This is a genomic window from Citrobacter sp. Ce006 (assembly GCF_030336535.1).
Taxonomy (GTDB): Bacteria; Pseudomonadota; Gammaproteobacteria; order Enterobacterales; family Enterobacteriaceae; genus Citrobacter; species Citrobacter europaeus.
This window is the reverse complement of the sequence record NZ_JAOWDO010000067.1, coordinates 506870-522539: the sequence shown is the minus strand read 5'-3', so window position 1 is coordinate 522539 and position 15670 is coordinate 506870. Positions and strand designations below refer to the sequence as shown.

General features: G+C 53.4%; 12 protein-coding genes. 8 read left to right on the top strand and 4 right to left on the bottom strand.

Annotation, left to right across the window (positions count from 1 at the left end; translation table 11 throughout):
- Position 1: 1 nt before the first annotated feature.
- From OGV94_RS11540 to OGV94_RS11520, 5 genes are all read left to right on the top strand, one after another.
- The gene (locus tag OGV94_RS11540; protein WP_047411037.1) at positions 2-643 is read left to right on the top strand and encodes a lysophospholipid acyltransferase family protein; all 642 of its coding nucleotides are present in this window, start codon (positions 2-4) and stop codon (positions 641-643) included.
- Positions 636-2396, top strand: coding sequence for a bifunctional alpha/beta hydrolase/class I SAM-dependent methyltransferase (locus tag OGV94_RS11535; protein ID WP_087053378.1), 1761 nt, complete (start codon positions 636-638; stop codon positions 2394-2396). Before OGV94_RS11540 ends, OGV94_RS11535 begins: the two co-directional genes overlap by 8 nt.
- Positions 2386-3690: a phosphatase PAP2/dual specificity phosphatase family protein gene (locus OGV94_RS11530; RefSeq protein ID WP_286523372.1), complete on the top strand. Its 1305-nt coding sequence runs from the start codon at positions 2386-2388 to the stop codon at positions 3688-3690. Before OGV94_RS11535 ends, OGV94_RS11530 begins: the two co-directional genes overlap by 11 nt.
- Positions 3666-4067 carry a hypothetical protein gene (locus OGV94_RS11525; protein WP_286523370.1) on the top strand — a complete coding sequence of 134 codons (402 nt, stop codon included), beginning with the start codon at positions 3666-3668 and terminating at the stop codon, positions 4065-4067. The genes OGV94_RS11530 and OGV94_RS11525 overlap by 25 nt, the downstream gene beginning before the upstream one ends.
- Positions 4068-4165: 98 nt before the next feature.
- Complete coding sequence (locus tag OGV94_RS11520; protein WP_043016219.1) at positions 4166-4357, top strand: hypothetical protein; 192 nt, start codon at positions 4166-4168, stop codon at positions 4355-4357.
- Positions 4358-4400: 43 nt separating this feature from the next.
- On the opposite strand, the gene azoR is transcribed toward OGV94_RS11520, so the two are convergent.
- On the bottom strand, positions 4401-5006 hold the full coding sequence (azoR, locus tag OGV94_RS11515) for an FMN-dependent NADH-azoreductase (protein WP_043016220.1): 606 nt from the start codon (positions 5004-5006) through the stop codon (positions 4401-4403).
- Between the two features lie 201 nt (positions 5007-5207).
- Between azoR and hrpA the strand changes: the two genes are divergently transcribed.
- The 3 genes from hrpA to aldA all read left to right on the top strand — a co-directional run bounded on the left by hrpA (position 5208) and on the right by aldA (position 11628).
- Positions 5208-9110 (top strand): ATP-dependent RNA helicase HrpA, encoded by a 3903-nt coding sequence (hrpA, locus tag OGV94_RS11510; protein WP_080625229.1) that lies wholly within the window; start codon positions 5208-5210, stop codon positions 9108-9110.
- An 80-nt stretch (positions 9111-9190) separates the two neighbouring features.
- Positions 9191-9988, top strand: coding sequence for a YdcF family protein (locus OGV94_RS11505; RefSeq protein WP_170928007.1), 798 nt, complete (start codon positions 9191-9193; stop codon positions 9986-9988).
- 200 nt (positions 9989-10188) lie between these two features.
- Positions 10189-11628, top strand: coding sequence for an aldehyde dehydrogenase (gene aldA / locus OGV94_RS11500; RefSeq protein WP_043016223.1), 1440 nt, complete (start codon positions 10189-10191; stop codon positions 11626-11628).
- Positions 11629-11669: 41 nt separating this feature from the next.
- Here aldA and OGV94_RS11495 read toward each other — a convergent pair whose 3' ends face one another.
- From OGV94_RS11495 to OGV94_RS11485, 3 genes are all read right to left on the bottom strand, one after another.
- On the bottom strand, positions 11670-12593 hold the full coding sequence (locus tag OGV94_RS11495) for an alpha/beta hydrolase (protein ID WP_080625228.1): 924 nt from the start codon (positions 12591-12593) through the stop codon (positions 11670-11672).
- A 98-nt stretch (positions 12594-12691) separates the two neighbouring features.
- Entirely contained in the window at positions 12692-13276 is a 585-nt protein-coding gene (locus OGV94_RS11490) for a DUF1120 domain-containing protein (protein ID WP_193145534.1), read from the bottom strand.
- Positions 13276-15648: a fimbrial biogenesis usher protein gene (locus OGV94_RS11485; protein ID WP_250134128.1), complete on the bottom strand. Its 2373-nt coding sequence runs from the start codon at positions 15646-15648 to the stop codon at positions 13276-13278. The genes OGV94_RS11490 and OGV94_RS11485 overlap by 1 nt, the downstream gene beginning before the upstream one ends.
- Between the last annotated feature and the right edge of the window lie 22 nt (positions 15649-15670).

Here is a 15670-nt window from a genome sequence, read left to right as displayed (position 1 = left end):
TATGCTGAACTCAATTCTGCGAACCCTGTTTACGCTGTGCATCGTCTGGCCGGTGATTTGGCTGTGGCTGGGGCTGCGTATCAGGCACCGGGAGCGTTTGCCTACCCGCGGCCCGGCAATTATTGTCGCCAATCACAATAGCCATATGGATGTTTTTGCGCTGCTTTCGCTCTTTCCGCTGCGCCGTCAGGCGTCGGTTCATCCGGTGGCTGCCGCTGACTATTTCCTGCGTAATAAAGCCATGGCCTGGTTTGCGCTAAATATTCTTAACATTATTCCCATTTCGCGAAAGGGCGGAGAAGCCAATCCGCTGGCGCAGTGCGAACAGGCATTACGCGACGGCAAGATCCTGATCCTCTTTCCGGAAGGCACGCGGGGCGAGCCGGGGAAACTGTCGCCGCTGAAATCCGGATTGTGGCATCTGAGCCAGTGCGTACCGGAGGTACCGATTATTCCCGTCTGGCTGCGTGGTACCGAATCTGTCATGGCGAAAGGGAATCGTATCCCGCTGCCGCTGTTTATTGATGTCAATATAGGCAGTGCGTTGTATTTTCACGGGGATAAACCCCTCTTCATGGACGGACTCAGACAGCAACTGTTGCTGTTGGAGCAACAAACTAAAGGATTACATTCGCATGAGTGATACACGCGTACCTGACGAACGTCATTTTGTGACCAGTGACAATACCGAACTGTTTTATCGCTACTGGCCGGCAATTGCCCCTGGCGCAGCGCCTAAAGTGATCGTCATGTTCCATCGCGGACACGAACATTCCGGGCGGTTACAGCATATTGTGGACGAGCTGGCGATGCCGGATACCGCATTTTATGCCTGGGATGCGCGTGGTCATGGCCACTCTCCGGGCCAGCGCGGCTATAGTCCTTCTCTGGCGCGCTCGGTACAGGATGTCGAAGAATTTGTGCGTTTCGCCGCTGCAGACAGTCATGCCGCCATGGAAGATGTGGTGGTGGTGGCGCAAAGCGTTGGCGCGGTACTGGCCGCGACCTGGGTACATGACTATGCTCCCGCTATTCGCGGATTAGTACTGGCATCACCGGCCTTTAAAGTGAAATTGTATGTGCCGTTTGCTCGTCAGGGGTTGGCGTTAATGCACCGACTGCGCGGCCTGTTTTTCGTTAACTCTTATGTTAAGGGTAAATACCTGACGCATGACGTCGATCGTGTGGCGAGCTTTAACCTCGATACCCAGATAACCCGGGCTATTGCGGTTAATATCTTGCTGGATCTCTACAAAACGGCAGAACGCATTGTCAGCGATGCCGCCGCCATTACGATGCCTGTGCAGTTGCTGGTCTCCGGCGATGATTTCGTTGTGCATCGCCAGCCGCAAATTGATTTTTATCAGCGTCTGCGAAATCCCCTCAAAGAGCTGCACGTGCTGCCGGGTTTTTACCACGACACGCTGGGCGAAAAAGACCGGCACCTGGCGTTCGATAAAATGCGTGATTTCATTTCTACGCTCTACGCTATGCCTCCACAGCGTTTTGATTACAGCAACGAAGATCGCTGGAGCCCTGGCGCCGATACCTGGCGGATGCTCAACGGGGGACCCGCGCCGTATTCTCTCGACGATATTGCGTACCGTGGCCTGCGCTACGGAATGAAGCTTCTGGGCACACAATCAACAGGCGTGCGTCTTGGATTTGAAACCGGTTTTGATTCCGGTAGCACACTGGATTATGTCTATCGCAACCAGCCGCAGGGCAACGGTGCACTGGGGCGTTTAATCGACAAGAACTACCTGAACAATGTCGGCTGGCAGGGGATCCGCCAGCGTAAGATTCATTTGCAGATGCTGATTAGTAAGGCTGTTGCACAGTTGAATGAGCAGGGCACGCCGGTACATGTGGTGGATATTGCTGCCGGACATGGACGCTATGTGCTTGATGCGCTGGAAGGCGAAAAGGCGGTACGTTCAATTTTATTGCGTGATTACAGTGAATTGAATGTGAATAAAGGTCGGGAAATGATCGCCAGCAGAGGCATGGCTGACATTGCGCGTTTTGAGCAAGGCGATGCCTTCAACCGCGAACAGCTGGCGGCGCTGGAGCCTCGTCCTGGTCTGGGGATTGTCTCTGGTTTGTACGAGCTTTTTCCTGAAAATGCGCTGGTCAAAAATTCTCTGGCCGGGCTGGCAGAGGCGATAGCGCCGGGGGGCGTATTGATTTACACCGGGCAGCCGTGGCATCCGCAACTTAAAACGATAGCCTGGTCGCTGACCAGTCATAAAGACGGCAAAGCATGGGTTATGCGCGTGCGTACACAGGGTGAAATGGACGCGCTGGTCCGCGAGGCAGGCTTTGAGAAGTGTACCCAACTGATTGATGAGTGGGGTATTTTCACCGTTTCTATGGCGGTACGCCGTGCATCCTGAACAGCGTAAAGTTATGGTGCAGGCGGTAGGCTGGTTACTGCTGCTGGCGCCATTTTTTTTCCTTACCTACGGCAAGGTGAATCAGTTTACCGCCTGGCAGGATGCTCATTATCAGAACGTTGGCAGCATCGTTTTTGCCTGGGAATCTGCCATTCCTTTTATTCCGTGGACCATCATCCCGTACTGGAGTCTGGATCTTTTTTACGGGTTATCTCTGTTTGTTTGCACTACACGTTTCGAGCAGCGTCGGTTGGTGCTCAGGCTGGTACTGGCATCGTTGATTGCTTGCGCCGGTTTTTTACTGTTCCCGTTACAGTTTACCTTTACCCGCCCCGAAGTGACGGGCGCGGCGGGTTGGCTGTTTGCCCAGCTCGAACAGTTCGATCTGCCCTATAACCAGTCGCCGTCGCTGCATATCATTCTTTGTTGGCTGCTGTGGCGGCATTTCAGTCGCCATCTGTCCGGCGGCTGGCGCAGACTGTGCGATGGCTGGTCTTTACTGATCGCGGTATCGGTGCTGACCACCTGGCAGCATCACTTTATCGATATTATTACCGGGCTGGCGGCAGGAATGTTGATTGACTGGATGGTACCGGAACAATGCCGCTGGCGCTGGTGCAGACCGGATGCAGCCCGTCAGAGGCTGATGCGCCGTTACCTGCTGGGCTCGGCATTATGTTTTTTTGCTGCAGCGTTGCTGACGCCATGGCTGCTGTGGCCAGCGATGGCCTTGTTGATGGTCGGCTGCGGTTACGCGGGATTTGGCGCGGCGGTGACGGCGAAAGATTCGCAGGGGCGACTGTCTCCCGCGGTTTACTGGCTATCATTGCCGTGGCGTGCGGGAATGTGGCTGTCGATGCGCTGGTTTACCCGCCGTATACCGGCAGTAAGTCAGGTTGTGGCTGGCGTATATCTCGGCAGTTTTCCGCGCTCGGTACCTGCGCAAAAGGCGGTGCTTGACTTAACCTTTGAGTTTTCACGTGGGCGGGCGACGTCCTCGCGTACTTATCATTGCGTACCGATGCTGGATTTAGTGATCCCGCATGAAGCCGAACTGCAGCAGGCGGTTAGCACTCTGGAGACTCTGCGTGAGGAACAGGGAACGGTGCTGGTGCACTGTGCCTTAGGGCTGTCGCGCAGCGCAATGGTGGTTGCAGCGTGGCTGTTGCGTTATGGCCATGCGGCGACGGTAGAGCACGCCGTGGCGCAGATTCGGGCGAGTCGGCCACAGGTGGTACTGACAGATAAACATCTGGAGATGCTGCGACAATGGCAACAGAAAGTGACAATGTAACGAATGGTGAAGTGCTTCAGCATGCTCTGCTGCGGCATACGCTGGCAAGCTGGCGCTTTATGCTGCTTTTTTCCCTCCCGCCGATGGCATGGGTGCTGTTTGTTGCTTCGTCAGGGGTACCGCGCGCCGTCATGGCATTGCTGTGCGCAGCGGTCTGGTTTGGCTGTTGGCGACTGTGGCTCGACGAACGCTATTTTTCGCTGATTAATCCGCAAAACAACGAGCAGGCCGGAAGTGCGCTGTGTTTTATCTGGCGACGTGAACGGTTGAAAACGTTAACGCTGGCTGAACGGCAGTCCGGCGCATTGAAACAGTTTCGTCATACGCTCTGCATGATTGCGGTTCTGTGGGCTTTCTGGCTGGTGCTGTTGATGTAGTATTCATCTGGATTATTCATCAACATCGCAATAGTTGCCACACGGCATCAAATTCAGGCTGATATAGTTCTATATCAGTCGCGATGCGGAGTGAGATCATGTGGCTTCTCAAGTGGTATGTCTGGAATCGTTGGGTATTTAAGCTATTAAGCCGGGATGTCGCCGAGCCAGAACAATTTTTGCTGCATTGCTGGGAAGAGAATCTGGCGAAATGCAGGGATTATGCAACCATCTGGCGTGATATTAATCGCATTCACGGCAAACAGGTTCGGGTGCAGGTAAAGAAGTAAATACTCGAGAAACCCTCCCACCGGATGGTGAGAGGGTGAATTATCAGGCAGCGACGACGCTGTCGATAGCGGCTTTCGCATCGGACTGCGCTTTGGTCGCCACTTCCGGACCGTACGCAATGCCTTCCGCAAAGACGACGTTCACGTCGGTGATGCCGATAAAGCCCAGGAATACGTTCAGATACGGCGTGATCAGGTCGGTCGGGGTATCTTTATGGATACCACCACGGCTGGTCAGTACTACTGCGCGTTTACCTGTTACCAGACCTTCCGGACCTTTCTCGGTATAACGGAAGGTTACGCCAGCACGGGCAATCAGGTCGAAATAGTTTTTCAGCTGCGTTGGGATGTTGAAGTTATACATTGGCGCGGCGATAACAATTACATCATGCGCTTTCAGCTCAGCAATCAGTTCGTCGGACAACGCAAGCGCTTCTTGTTGACGCGGAGTCAGCGGCGCATCGCTCGGGCGCAGGGCACCCACCAGTTCGCCATCCAGTACCGGAACAGGATTTGCAGCCAGGTCGCGGACGGTGATTTCATCAGCGGAGTGCTTTTCACGCCACTGTTCAACAAAATAATCAGACAACTGACCAGACTGAGAGTACCCTGCCAGAATACTGGATTTCAGAACTAATACCTTGCTCATGGGTGTTTCCTTTTATGTGTTTGAAGGGGTTATGCCCCGTTGCTTGTTGACACTTTATTCACAATCCTGTCGCAGTGATAGCGCAATATATCGAATCCTATGTTCGAAATTATTGAACAACACATGAAAAGCGCCGATGTGGTACTCTATACCTATCATCTAAAAGAGATTTAACCCGGCAGAGCACTGCCTTTTAACGCTATGACAGAACAACAAAAATTAACCTTCAACATGTTGCAGCAACAGCTGGATTCACTGATGCTGCGTGACAGACAGCGTTTTGCCCGTCGCCTGCACGGTGTTAAGAAGGTTAAAAATCCTGATGCACAACAGGCCATTTACCAGGAGATGGCAAAAGAGATTGATCACGCAGCCGGTAAAGTTGTGCTGCGTGAAGCGGCGCGTCCGGTCATCAGCTATCCGGAAAACCTGCCAGTCAGCCAGAAAAAACAGGATATTCTGGAGGCAATTCGCGACCATCAGGTGGTGATTGTTGCCGGTGAGACCGGGTCAGGTAAAACCACCCAGTTACCCAAAATCTGTATGGAGCTCGGACGCGGGATAAAAGGGCTGATCGGCCATACCCAACCGCGTCGTCTGGCGGCGCGTACGGTAGCGAACCGTATTGCGGAAGAACTGCAAACCGAGCCGGGTGGCTGTATCGGCTATAAGGTCCGTTTTAGCGATCATGTCAGCGACAACACGATGGTGAAGCTGATGACGGACGGTATCTTGCTGGCGGAAATCCAGCAGGATCGGCTGTTGATGCAGTACGACACTATCATCATCGATGAAGCGCATGAACGCAGCCTGAATATCGACTTTCTGCTCGGCTATCTGAAAGAGCTTCTGCCGCGCCGTCCGGATCTAAAAATTATCATCACTTCGGCGACTATCGACCCGGAGCGTTTTTCAAAGCATTTCAATAATGCGCCGATTATCGAAGTCTCCGGTCGAACGTATCCGGTGGAAGTTCGCTATCGTCCGATTGTTGAAGATGCAGATGATACCGAACGTGACCAACTGCAGGCTATTTTTGATGCTGTAGAGGAATTAGGCCGTGAAAGTCAGGGCGACATTCTGATCTTTATGAGCGGCGAGCGCGAAATCCGCGACACCGCCGATGCCCTGAATAAGCTGGATTTACGCCACACCGAAGTGCTGCCGCTGTATGCGCGTCTCTCCAATAGCGAGCAGAACCGCGTGTTCCAGTCGCACAGCGGTCGCCGTATCGTGCTGGCGACCAACGTGGCGGAAACGTCGCTGACCGTACCGGGCATCAAGTATGTGATTGACCCGGGCACTGCGCGTATTAGTCGTTACAGTTACCGCACCAAAGTCCAGCGCTTACCGATAGAACCGGTGTCACAGGCTTCCGCTAACCAGCGTAAAGGCCGCTGCGGTCGTGTTTCGGAAGGGATCTGTATTCGTCTGTATTCCGAAGATGATTTCCTGTCTCGCCCTGAGTTTACCGATCCGGAGATCCTACGTACTAACCTGGCGTCCGTTATTTTGCAGATGACGGCGTTGGGGTTGGGCGATATCGCGGCGTTTCCGTTTGTTGAGGCACCGGATAAACGCAATATTCAGGACGGCGTACGCCTGCTCGAAGAGCTGGGGGCGATAACCACCGACGAACAGGCAACCGCTTATAAGTTAACGCCGTTGGGCCGTCAGCTGTCGCAACTGCCGGTGGATCCGCGTCTGGCGCGCATGGTGCTGGAAGCGCAAAAACATGGCTGTGTGCGTGAGGCGATGATCATTACATCGGCGCTGTCTATTCAGGATCCGCGCGAGCGTCCGATGGACAAGCAGCAGGCTTCCGACGAGAAGCATCGCCGTTTCCATGACAAAGAGTCTGATTTCCTCGCATTTGTGAACCTGTGGAACTATCTCGGCGAGCAGCAAAAAGCGCTGTCGTCAAACCAGTTCCGTCGCCAGTGCAAACTTGATTTTCTGAACTACCTGCGCGTGCGTGAATGGCAGGATATTTACACCCAGCTGCGTCAGGTAGTGAAAGAGTTAGGGATCCCGGTTAACAGCGAACCAGCTGAATACCGGGAAATCCACGTCGCGCTGCTGACCGGTTTACTGTCGCATATCGGGATGAAAGATACCGATAAACAGGAGTTTACCGGTGCGCGTAACGCCCGCTTCTCGATCTTTCCGGGCTCCGGTCTATTTAAAAAACCGCCGAAGTGGACGATGGTAGCGGAGCTGGTGGAAACCAGTCGCCTGTGGGGACGTATTGCCGCACGCATCGATCCTGAGTGGGTTGAACCGGTTGCCCAGCATCTGATCAAACGTTCATACAGTGAACCTCACTGGGAACGTGCGCAGGGCGCGGTGATGGCAACAGAAAAGGTCACCGTCTATGGTTTACCGATTGTGGCGGCCCGTAAGGTGAACTACAGCCAGATCGATCCCGCACTGTCGCGTGAGTTGTTCATCCGCCATGCGCTGGTGGAAGGTGACTGGCAAACGCGCCATGCGTTTTTCCGCGATAACCTGAAGCTACGGGCGGAGGTGGAAGAGTTAGAGCACAAATCGCGCCGTCGCGACATTCTGGTCGATGATGAGACGCTATTTGAGTTTTACGACCAGCGCATCAGTCATGATGTGGTCTCCGCTCGTCACTTTGACAGCTGGTGGAAAAAGGTCAGCCGTGAAACGCCGGATCTGCTCAACTTTGAAAAGAGCATGCTTATCAAAGAGGGCGCGGAAAAAATCAGTAAGCTGGATTACCCGAACTTCTGGCATCAGGGTAACCTCAAACTTCGCCTGAGCTATCAGTTCGAACCGGGAGCTGATGCGGACGGTGTGACTGTGCATATTCCGCTGCCGCTGCTCAATCAGATCGACGAAAGCGGTTTTGAATGGCAAATTCCGGGGCTACGCCGCGAACTGGTGATCGCCCTGATTAAGTCGCTGCCGAAACCGGTACGACGCAACTTTGTGCCTGCGCCGAACTATGCCGAAGCGTTTTTAGGTCGCGTCACGCCGCTGGAACTGCCGCTGCTGGACGCGCTGGAGCGTGAACTGCGCCGCATGACCGGCGTTACCGTTGACCGTGAAGACTGGCACTGGGATCAGGTGCCCGATCACCTGAAAATCACCTTCCGGGTCGTGGATGATAAAAATAAGAAGCTGCAGGAAGGGCGTTCGCTGCAAGATTTGAAGGATGCGCTGAAGGGTAAAGTTCAGGAAACATTGTCTGCGGTGGCGGATGACGGTATCGAACAAAGCGGGTTGCACATTTGGAGCTTCGGTCAGCTTCCGGAAAGTTACGAACAAAAACGCGGTAACTATAAGGTCAAAGCGTGGCCAGCGCTGGTGGATGAGCGTGACAGCGTCGCCATCAAACTGTTTGATAACCCACTGGAGCAACAGCAGGCGATGTGGTGTGGTTTACGCCGCCTGTTGTTGCTGAATATTCCATCACCGATCAAATATTTGCATGAAAAACTGCCCAACAAAGCCAAGCTGGGATTGTACTTTAACCCGTACGGTAAAGTGCTGGATTTGATTGACGACTGTATCTCCTGCGGTGTGGATCAGTTAATTGACGCCAACGGCGGTCCGGTGTGGACCGAAGAAGGCTTCACCGCGCTGCATGAGAAAGTGAGGGCTGAACTGAACGATACGGTGGTGGATATTGCTAAGCAGGTCGAGCAGATCCTGACCGCGGTATTTAATATCAACAAACGTCTGAAAGGGCGCGTGGATATGACCATGGCGCTGGGGCTTGCGGATATCAAAGCGCAGATGGGCGGGCTGGTGTACCGTGGATTTGTTACCGGCAATGGTTTCAAACGTCTCGGCGATACGTTGCGCTATTTGCAGGCTATCGAAAAACGCCTGGAGAAACTGGCTATCGACCCACATCGTGACCGTGCGCAAATGCTGAAAGTAGATAGCGTGCAGCAGGCCTGGAAGCAGTGGCTCAATAAACTGCCTCCCGCGCGGCGTGAAGATGACGATGTCAAAGAGATCCGCTGGATGATAGAAGAGCTACGCGTCAGCTATTTTGCCCAGCAGCTTGGTACGCCGTATCCCATCTCCGATAAACGTATTTTGCAGGCGATGGAGCAGATTACAGGGTAATACGGTGCTGGACTGTAGGCCGGATAAGGCGTAGCCGCCATCCGGCCTCTGTACCCGGTAAAGAATAAACGCCAGGAGTTATAAGTATGAGTCAGTTTCCGATACTTGCCGCAACCACCCTCGCGGCTATAAATACCGTAGGGCGATGGTTGGCGCAGAATGATTTTACGGGGAATATCACCGTTCAGTCAGATTGCGTGATTCTGGCAGGGAATGCGGTTATTCCGACTATCGACGCCGCCTGCCGGATCGCCAAAGAGCAACAGGTTCCCTTGTTGATTAGCGGTGGTATCGGCCACTCCACACGATTTCTGTATGACGCGATTGCAGAGCATCCTCGTTACAACATCATTCGTACCACCGGACGTGCGGAAGCGGCGATCCTTGCTGATATCGCTCATCAGTTCTGGCAAATCCCGGGAGAGAAGATTTGGGTGGAAGACCAGTCAACAAACTGCGGCGAGAATGCCCGATTTAGCTGTGCATTACTGAATCAGGCGACAGAAAGTATTCATACCGTCATTGTGGTGCAGGATCCCACTATGCAACGTCGCACGATGGCAACGTTTCAGCGCGTGACCCGCGATGAGCCGCATGCGCCGCGCTGGCTGAGTTTCCCTGGATTCATCCCCGAGTTGGCCCAACGGCAAGACGGCGTGGATTTTGTGCCAGCAGCAGAAGGTTTGTGGTCGGTAGATCGCTATCTTTCTCTCATTACCGGTGAGCTTCCGCGCTTGCGTGATGATGCCACCGGCTACGGGCCTTGCGGCCGCGATTTTATTGCCCATGTTGATATTCCTCAGAACGTTGAGCAAGCCTGGCAGCAGTTGCAAAATGATACCGCGCTGACTGACTTACTGGAAAGCCGTTCTCTGTAATTCCTGCTGCCCGTTTGTAAGCGTTTTGCTGCAAACGGGCAGAAATCCCACCTGGTTTTTCTCTTTATTCTTACTTTGCCAGACGCTTTTATGAAGCCGCTCACAGAACAGCCACTCCAGCCCATAATGTGACAGGCATGATTGATATTAATTAACAATAGTTTTACTTGTTAAAAACAATTCAATCACAGGAGAGCCGCATGTCAGTACCCGTACAACATCCTATGTATATCGATGGGCAGTTTGTGACCTGGCACGATGACGCCTGGATTGATGTCGTCAATCCGGCCACGGAAGAGGTGATCTCGCGTATTCCCGATGGCCGCGCCGAAGATGCGCGTAAAGCTATCGATGCGGCGGAACGCGCCCAGCCGCAATGGGAAGCGCTGCCCGCCATTGAACGGGCGAACTGGTTACGCAAAATTTCTGCGGGTATTCGCCAGCGAGCCAGTGAAATCAGCGCGCTGATTGTGGCGGAGGGCGGAAAAATACAGCAACTGGCAGACGTCGAAGTCTCGTTTACCGCTGACTATATCGATTACATGGCGGAGTGGGCGCGTCGCTATGAAGGCGAGATCCTGCAAAGCGATCGTCCGGGCGAGAATATCTTGCTGTTTAAACGTGCTTTGGGCGTGACTACGGGCATTCTGCCGTGGAACTTCCCATTTTTCCTGATTGCCCGCAAACTGGCTCCCGCATTACTGACGGGGAATACCATTGTCATTAAACCGAGTGAATTCACCCCGAATAACGCCATCGCTTTTGCCAAAATTGTTGATGACATTGGCTTACCGCGCGGCGTCTTTAATCTGGTGCTGGGACGCGGTGAAACGGTCGGTCAGGAGCTGGCCGGAAACCCGAAGGTCGCCATGGTGAGCATGACCGGTAGCGTCGGCGCGGGGGAGAAAATTATGGCCGCAGCGGCGAAAAATATCACTAAAGTGTGTCTGGAACTTGGCGGTAAAGCTCCGGCGATTGTGATGGATGATGCGGATCTCGAGCTGGCGGTGAAGGCCATTGTCGACTCCCGTGTGATTAACACCGGGCAGGTGTGCAACTGTGCCGAGCGCGTGTACGTTCAGAAAGGTATTTATGATCAGTTCGTCAATCGTCTGGGCGAGGCGATGAAAGCCGTACAGTTCGGCAATCCGGCGGAACGCAACGACATCGCGATGGGACCGCTGATCAATGCCGCTGCGCTGGAGCGTGTCGAGCAGAAAGTCGCACGGGCGGTGCAGGAAGGCGCCCGTGTGGTGTTGGGCGGTAAGGCCGTTGCCGGCAAAGGTTATTACTACCCGCCGACGTTGCTGTTAGACGTGCGCCAGGAGATGGCGATTATGCACGAGGAGACGTTTGGTCCGGTGCTGCCGGTGGTGGCGTTTGATACGCTGGATCAGGCGCTGACGATGGCTAATGACAGCGACTACGGTCTGACCTCATCGATCTATACGCAGAATCTGAATACGGCGATGAAAGCCATTAAAGGGCTGAAGTTTGGCGAAACCTATATTAACCGTGAAAACTTCGAGGCGATGCAGGGCTTTCACGCTGGCTGGCGCAAGTCCGGGATTGGCGGGGCCGACGGTAAACACGGTCTGAACGAATACCTGCAAACGCAGGTGGTGTATTTGCAGTCCTAAGTTTCTTGCCGGGTGAGCCTGTACGCCACCCGGCGCAATTCTCACACTTTGGTGGCGATCCAGTTCATCATCATTTCCGGCCAGATGGCCAGCGGTAACCCCTGTGCATCGCGAATACCAAATCCGTGCTTACCGCGTTCAAACAGATGCATTTCGACCGAAACCCCCAGCTCACGTAGCGCATTAAAGAAGACCAGGCTGTTTTCCACCTTCACCGCTGGATCGTCAATGGCGTGTAGCAGGAACGTCGGCGGCGTTGTGTTATCCGCTCGTTCTTCAAGAGAATAGCGCTGCAGGTCTTCCTTTTCGGGCGTAGCGCCAACCAGCTCAAGGCGAGAGCCTGGGTGACCGATGTCTTCGCGCAGGGTGACAACCGGGTACACCAGCGCCATGAAGGCAGGACGCGCAGGTTGCTCGTCTACGTCATCAATTGGCGTATAAACCGATTCGGCAAACCGGGTTCCCAGACTGGCGGCTACGTGACCACCGGAGGAGAAGCCCAACACCCCGATACGGTCAGGGTTAATTTTCCATTCATGGGCGTTGGCGCGAATGTAGCGCATGGCGCGTTGGGCATCGGCCAGCGGTGCATTGGCGCCTTCTTCGTGCCCATCGCCCGGCATGCGGTAGGTCATCACAAACAGGGTATAACCGCGGGCGTTAAAGAACGGTGCCAGTGCGCTGCCTTCTTTATCCATCACCACGCGACGATAAGAGCCGCCAGGAGTAACAAGGATCCCTGTGCCGTTAGGTTTGGCAGGGGCGTAAACGGTAATTTCCGGGGCGCGAATGCCGGTGACCGCGCGATCGTAATCAGACGTTCCGGTATGTCGGGGTTCAGGCGTAAATACCGCATCGCTGTTTTTTGCTCCGGGGGCTTCACCCTGTGGCCAGAGGGTAAACGTGGAAGAAAGGCTAACGGCGTGCGCCATCATTTGAGTCAATTCTGAATGGGGCAGATTCATGCTATGTGTTCCTTACAACCGCAAAGGAACATCATAAAAGATGGCAGGGCGTAAAGCAGTGATACGACAGGCGGTCACGACTGCTTTACGCATTTGCTTTATGATTTTGTGAGTAAACGCCAGGTTATGTCCGATTCCAGCGTCGTTTGATCGGGTATGTTGCTAAAGGCGCTGTCCTTCAGTACAGGAAATAAGGTTACCGTAAAACTGACCTGCTGGCCCAGAGGCACCTCGTTATTTTCAACGGCGATGACGGCCTCGTTATTGTGAATATAAAGAGGATTTGTCGTACCGCTTGCAGGTGAGAAATTCACCTGATCGGTTGTTTTGCCAACCGTGTAGCTTTTGCCATCCACGATCATATTACCGACTTTTACGCCTACGCCTCCCTGATCGCCAAATTTGAAACGACCTTTCTCACCTGCAGAGCCGTTTAACAGTACGGCCACGCGCTGTTTCTCTGGGCAGTAGATATTCACGTTTACTTCACGCTCTTCCAGCTTATGCCAGTTTTGCTGTGAACTTACGATGCTCTCACGCTGGATCCGGGCGTAGTTAACTTCACTACTTGAAAGTGTAATCTGACATTCATCCTCACCGGCATAGGCAAGTGATGACGCCAACAATGTTATCAAAGTTAAAGCGGTTAATCGTACTGACGCGCTAAAGGCGGTTTGAATCATCACTGGCACACTCCGTTGGCTTCTTCATAAAATGCCTGTTCATCTCGTGTTGGATTCAGAGTGAAATCAATCTTGCATAGTTTGCGATCGTTGTTATCCATGGCATACAGTGCGTCAAGCTGATCTGCATCCGTCAGAAATACATGTCCATCATCCACGCTGGTTACGATGTAATTTTCTTTTCCATCAACAATAGAGAGGCCCTTAGCCAGCGGTGTACCGTCCGGGTTTTTAACGCGCAGCATCACGCGACGGCTGTTCAGCACTTTGAAACTGACCTCACTTACCGAAGCATGTGCAGCAGCAATGTATTTGGTTCCATTTGCCAGCGTCATACTTTGCGGCAGCTTGTTGGCATTAATCTCCAGGCGCGAATTACGCCATTCGGTCAGGCCGGGCACCACGGCTTGTCCCCAGAAATCAGTCCAAATCGTGCCTTGCGGTGTTTCAATTTCAACGCCGCTTGTATGCTCATTTAGCCGGGCAATGGCAAAGGTATCCCGGATAGAATAGGGAGAGAACGTCACCCCATTTTTATGCGCGACGATGCCGCCTGATAATGTAGCGTTGTAGTTGCGCTGATGGTCGCTGCTGTTACCCACACCAAGTCCCAGTTGGGTATAATGCAGGTTAGTGTTCAGATTGCCATTGAAGCTGTTAGTCCGGTCCTCATCGTCCCGATCAGCGGAGATCGAGTAATTCGTATTTTCCGTTAACTGACCGGCGTTTTGTACGCCGTAGGTTGTGCGGTCATCTTCTTTACGCATGTAAGTGCTGATGCTTTGTCCGCTACCGAGTGGAATGCTGAGGTTAACGTACAGCAATTCGTTGTCCTGATCGTCATCGACATTCCCGACAGCGCTCTGCCAGTTGACGGTGACGGAAGCGTATTTAAAGGTTTTCCCCCAGGAGAGCAGCAAATAGCGGCTGTCTTCAGCGTCGCCAGCCCTCTGGTTATAGTTAAAACCTGCGCTAAAAGCGCCAGCCAGGGAAGAGCCCCAGCTTAGTGTTCCCGAGTACATATTATCATATGGCTGATAATCTTCATTCAGCGCATCGGACAACTCCCGATACCCGTTGTTGTAATGGGCGGCACTCACCGATAAGCCAACGCCTTCCGTCAGCCTGAGGTCGCTTTGCAGCTCGCTTTTAAACCCGTGGCTGTCCTCACCAAATTGCTCCTGGCTCGCGGCGGCGCTGGCGGAGACGCTGAAGCTCTCATTGAGCATATATTCTGAGCGGACACCCGCGGCCTGGTAATCTTCAGCCAGCATACCGGAGGCGAGTAAGTTGGCGTTTTGCATTATTCGCCACCCGTCGGACAGGCTGACAACCCACGGGTTATCATAATCACCGTCAAGATCCCGGACGCGACCGGCAGATACCGTCAGCCCCTGTGGTCGCGACAGCTGCTGCGTTCTTACGGCAGACGCCGGAACAATAAAACGGCTGCTGGAGCCATCGGTTTCGAACACGGTCACGTCCAGCGCGACGTTGTTACGCGCGATGGGAACATCTTCAAGAGTGAAGGGGCCTGCGTTTACCAGCGTATTGTAAATCAGCTGACCGCTCTGACGGACTTCAACGCGCGCCTGGGCGCTTCTGGCAATGCCGGAGACATTCACCCCAGAACGGCTTCCCAGCAGACCGTTGGTGGGCATTAACTGCACGCCGGTAACGGAGACACCGCTCAGCACATCGGAGTTGGCGTTGATTTCACCGACCTGGAGGGTCTGTTTTTGTTCGGTAAACACATGCTCGGCAAAAGTATAAATACTGTCAGTGCTTTTTGTGCCGTCATCATCGGCAAGAATATAGCGACTACGTAATGCCCAGCCGGCAACGTTAAAGCCGCCTTCCAGGCTTGCCTGGGAATACTGGCGGCTGTCGCCCCCCTGAAATTCATTTCGGGTGCTGAATAATGAATAGTTCAGTAAACCGGCCGTGCCGCCATGCTGAAAGTTTTTACTGTCAGCCGCAAAATTATCCAGCGCTGTTTCTGGCAGATAAAGCGCTACCGTATTTTCACCGGGCAGGGCATTAACAATGGCCTGGGGATAATCATCACGAATATCATGACATTGTTCATCTGCCTTGAGTGGAACAGGCATCAGCCCGGCAAAGTCCAGAAAATCTTTATCAATACAGAGTGTGCCGTCTTCCCCAAAACGTACGGCAGCGGTGCCGCGCGTTTTATTATTTATTTTTACCTGAACGGAATGTGTTCCCGGTAAAAAACGTGGGGATTTGGCGAAGTAACGATTAAGATCCTGGCTCAGGCCACGATTTTTAATTATGTCCGTGTCAAAAGTGACCTCGCGAGCGCAGAGGTCGGCTGAACTAAACAGCAGCAGAGGAAATGCGCCAGCCATAATTATCTGAATAGAAAGCGCC

Coding starts and splice junctions, on each gene's coding strand:
- OGV94_RS11490 (WP_193145534.1), bottom strand. CDS start 13,276: ATGATTCAAACCGCCTTTAGCGCGTCAGTACGATTAACCGCTTTAACT.
- OGV94_RS11485 (WP_250134128.1), bottom strand. CDS start 15,648: ATGGCTGGCGCATTTCCTCTGCTGCTGTTTAGTTCAGCCGACCTCTGC.
- OGV94_RS11540 (WP_047411037.1), top strand. CDS start 2: ATGCTGAACTCAATTCTGCGAACCCTGTTTACGCTGTGCATCGTCTGG.
- aldA (WP_043016223.1), top strand. CDS start 10,189: ATGTCAGTACCCGTACAACATCCTATGTATATCGATGGGCAGTTTGTG.
- azoR (WP_043016220.1), bottom strand. CDS start 5,006: ATGAGCAAGGTATTAGTTCTGAAATCCAGTATTCTGGCAGGGTACTCT.
- OGV94_RS11520 (WP_043016219.1), top strand. CDS start 4,166: ATGTGGCTTCTCAAGTGGTATGTCTGGAATCGTTGGGTATTTAAGCTA.
- hrpA (WP_080625229.1), top strand. CDS start 5,208: ATGACAGAACAACAAAAATTAACCTTCAACATGTTGCAGCAACAGCTG.
- OGV94_RS11535 (WP_087053378.1), top strand. CDS start 636: ATGAGTGATACACGCGTACCTGACGAACGTCATTTTGTGACCAGTGAC.
- OGV94_RS11495 (WP_080625228.1), bottom strand. CDS start 12,593: ATGAATCTGCCCCATTCAGAATTGACTCAAATGATGGCGCACGCCGTT.
- OGV94_RS11525 (WP_286523370.1), top strand. CDS start 3,666: ATGGCAACAGAAAGTGACAATGTAACGAATGGTGAAGTGCTTCAGCAT.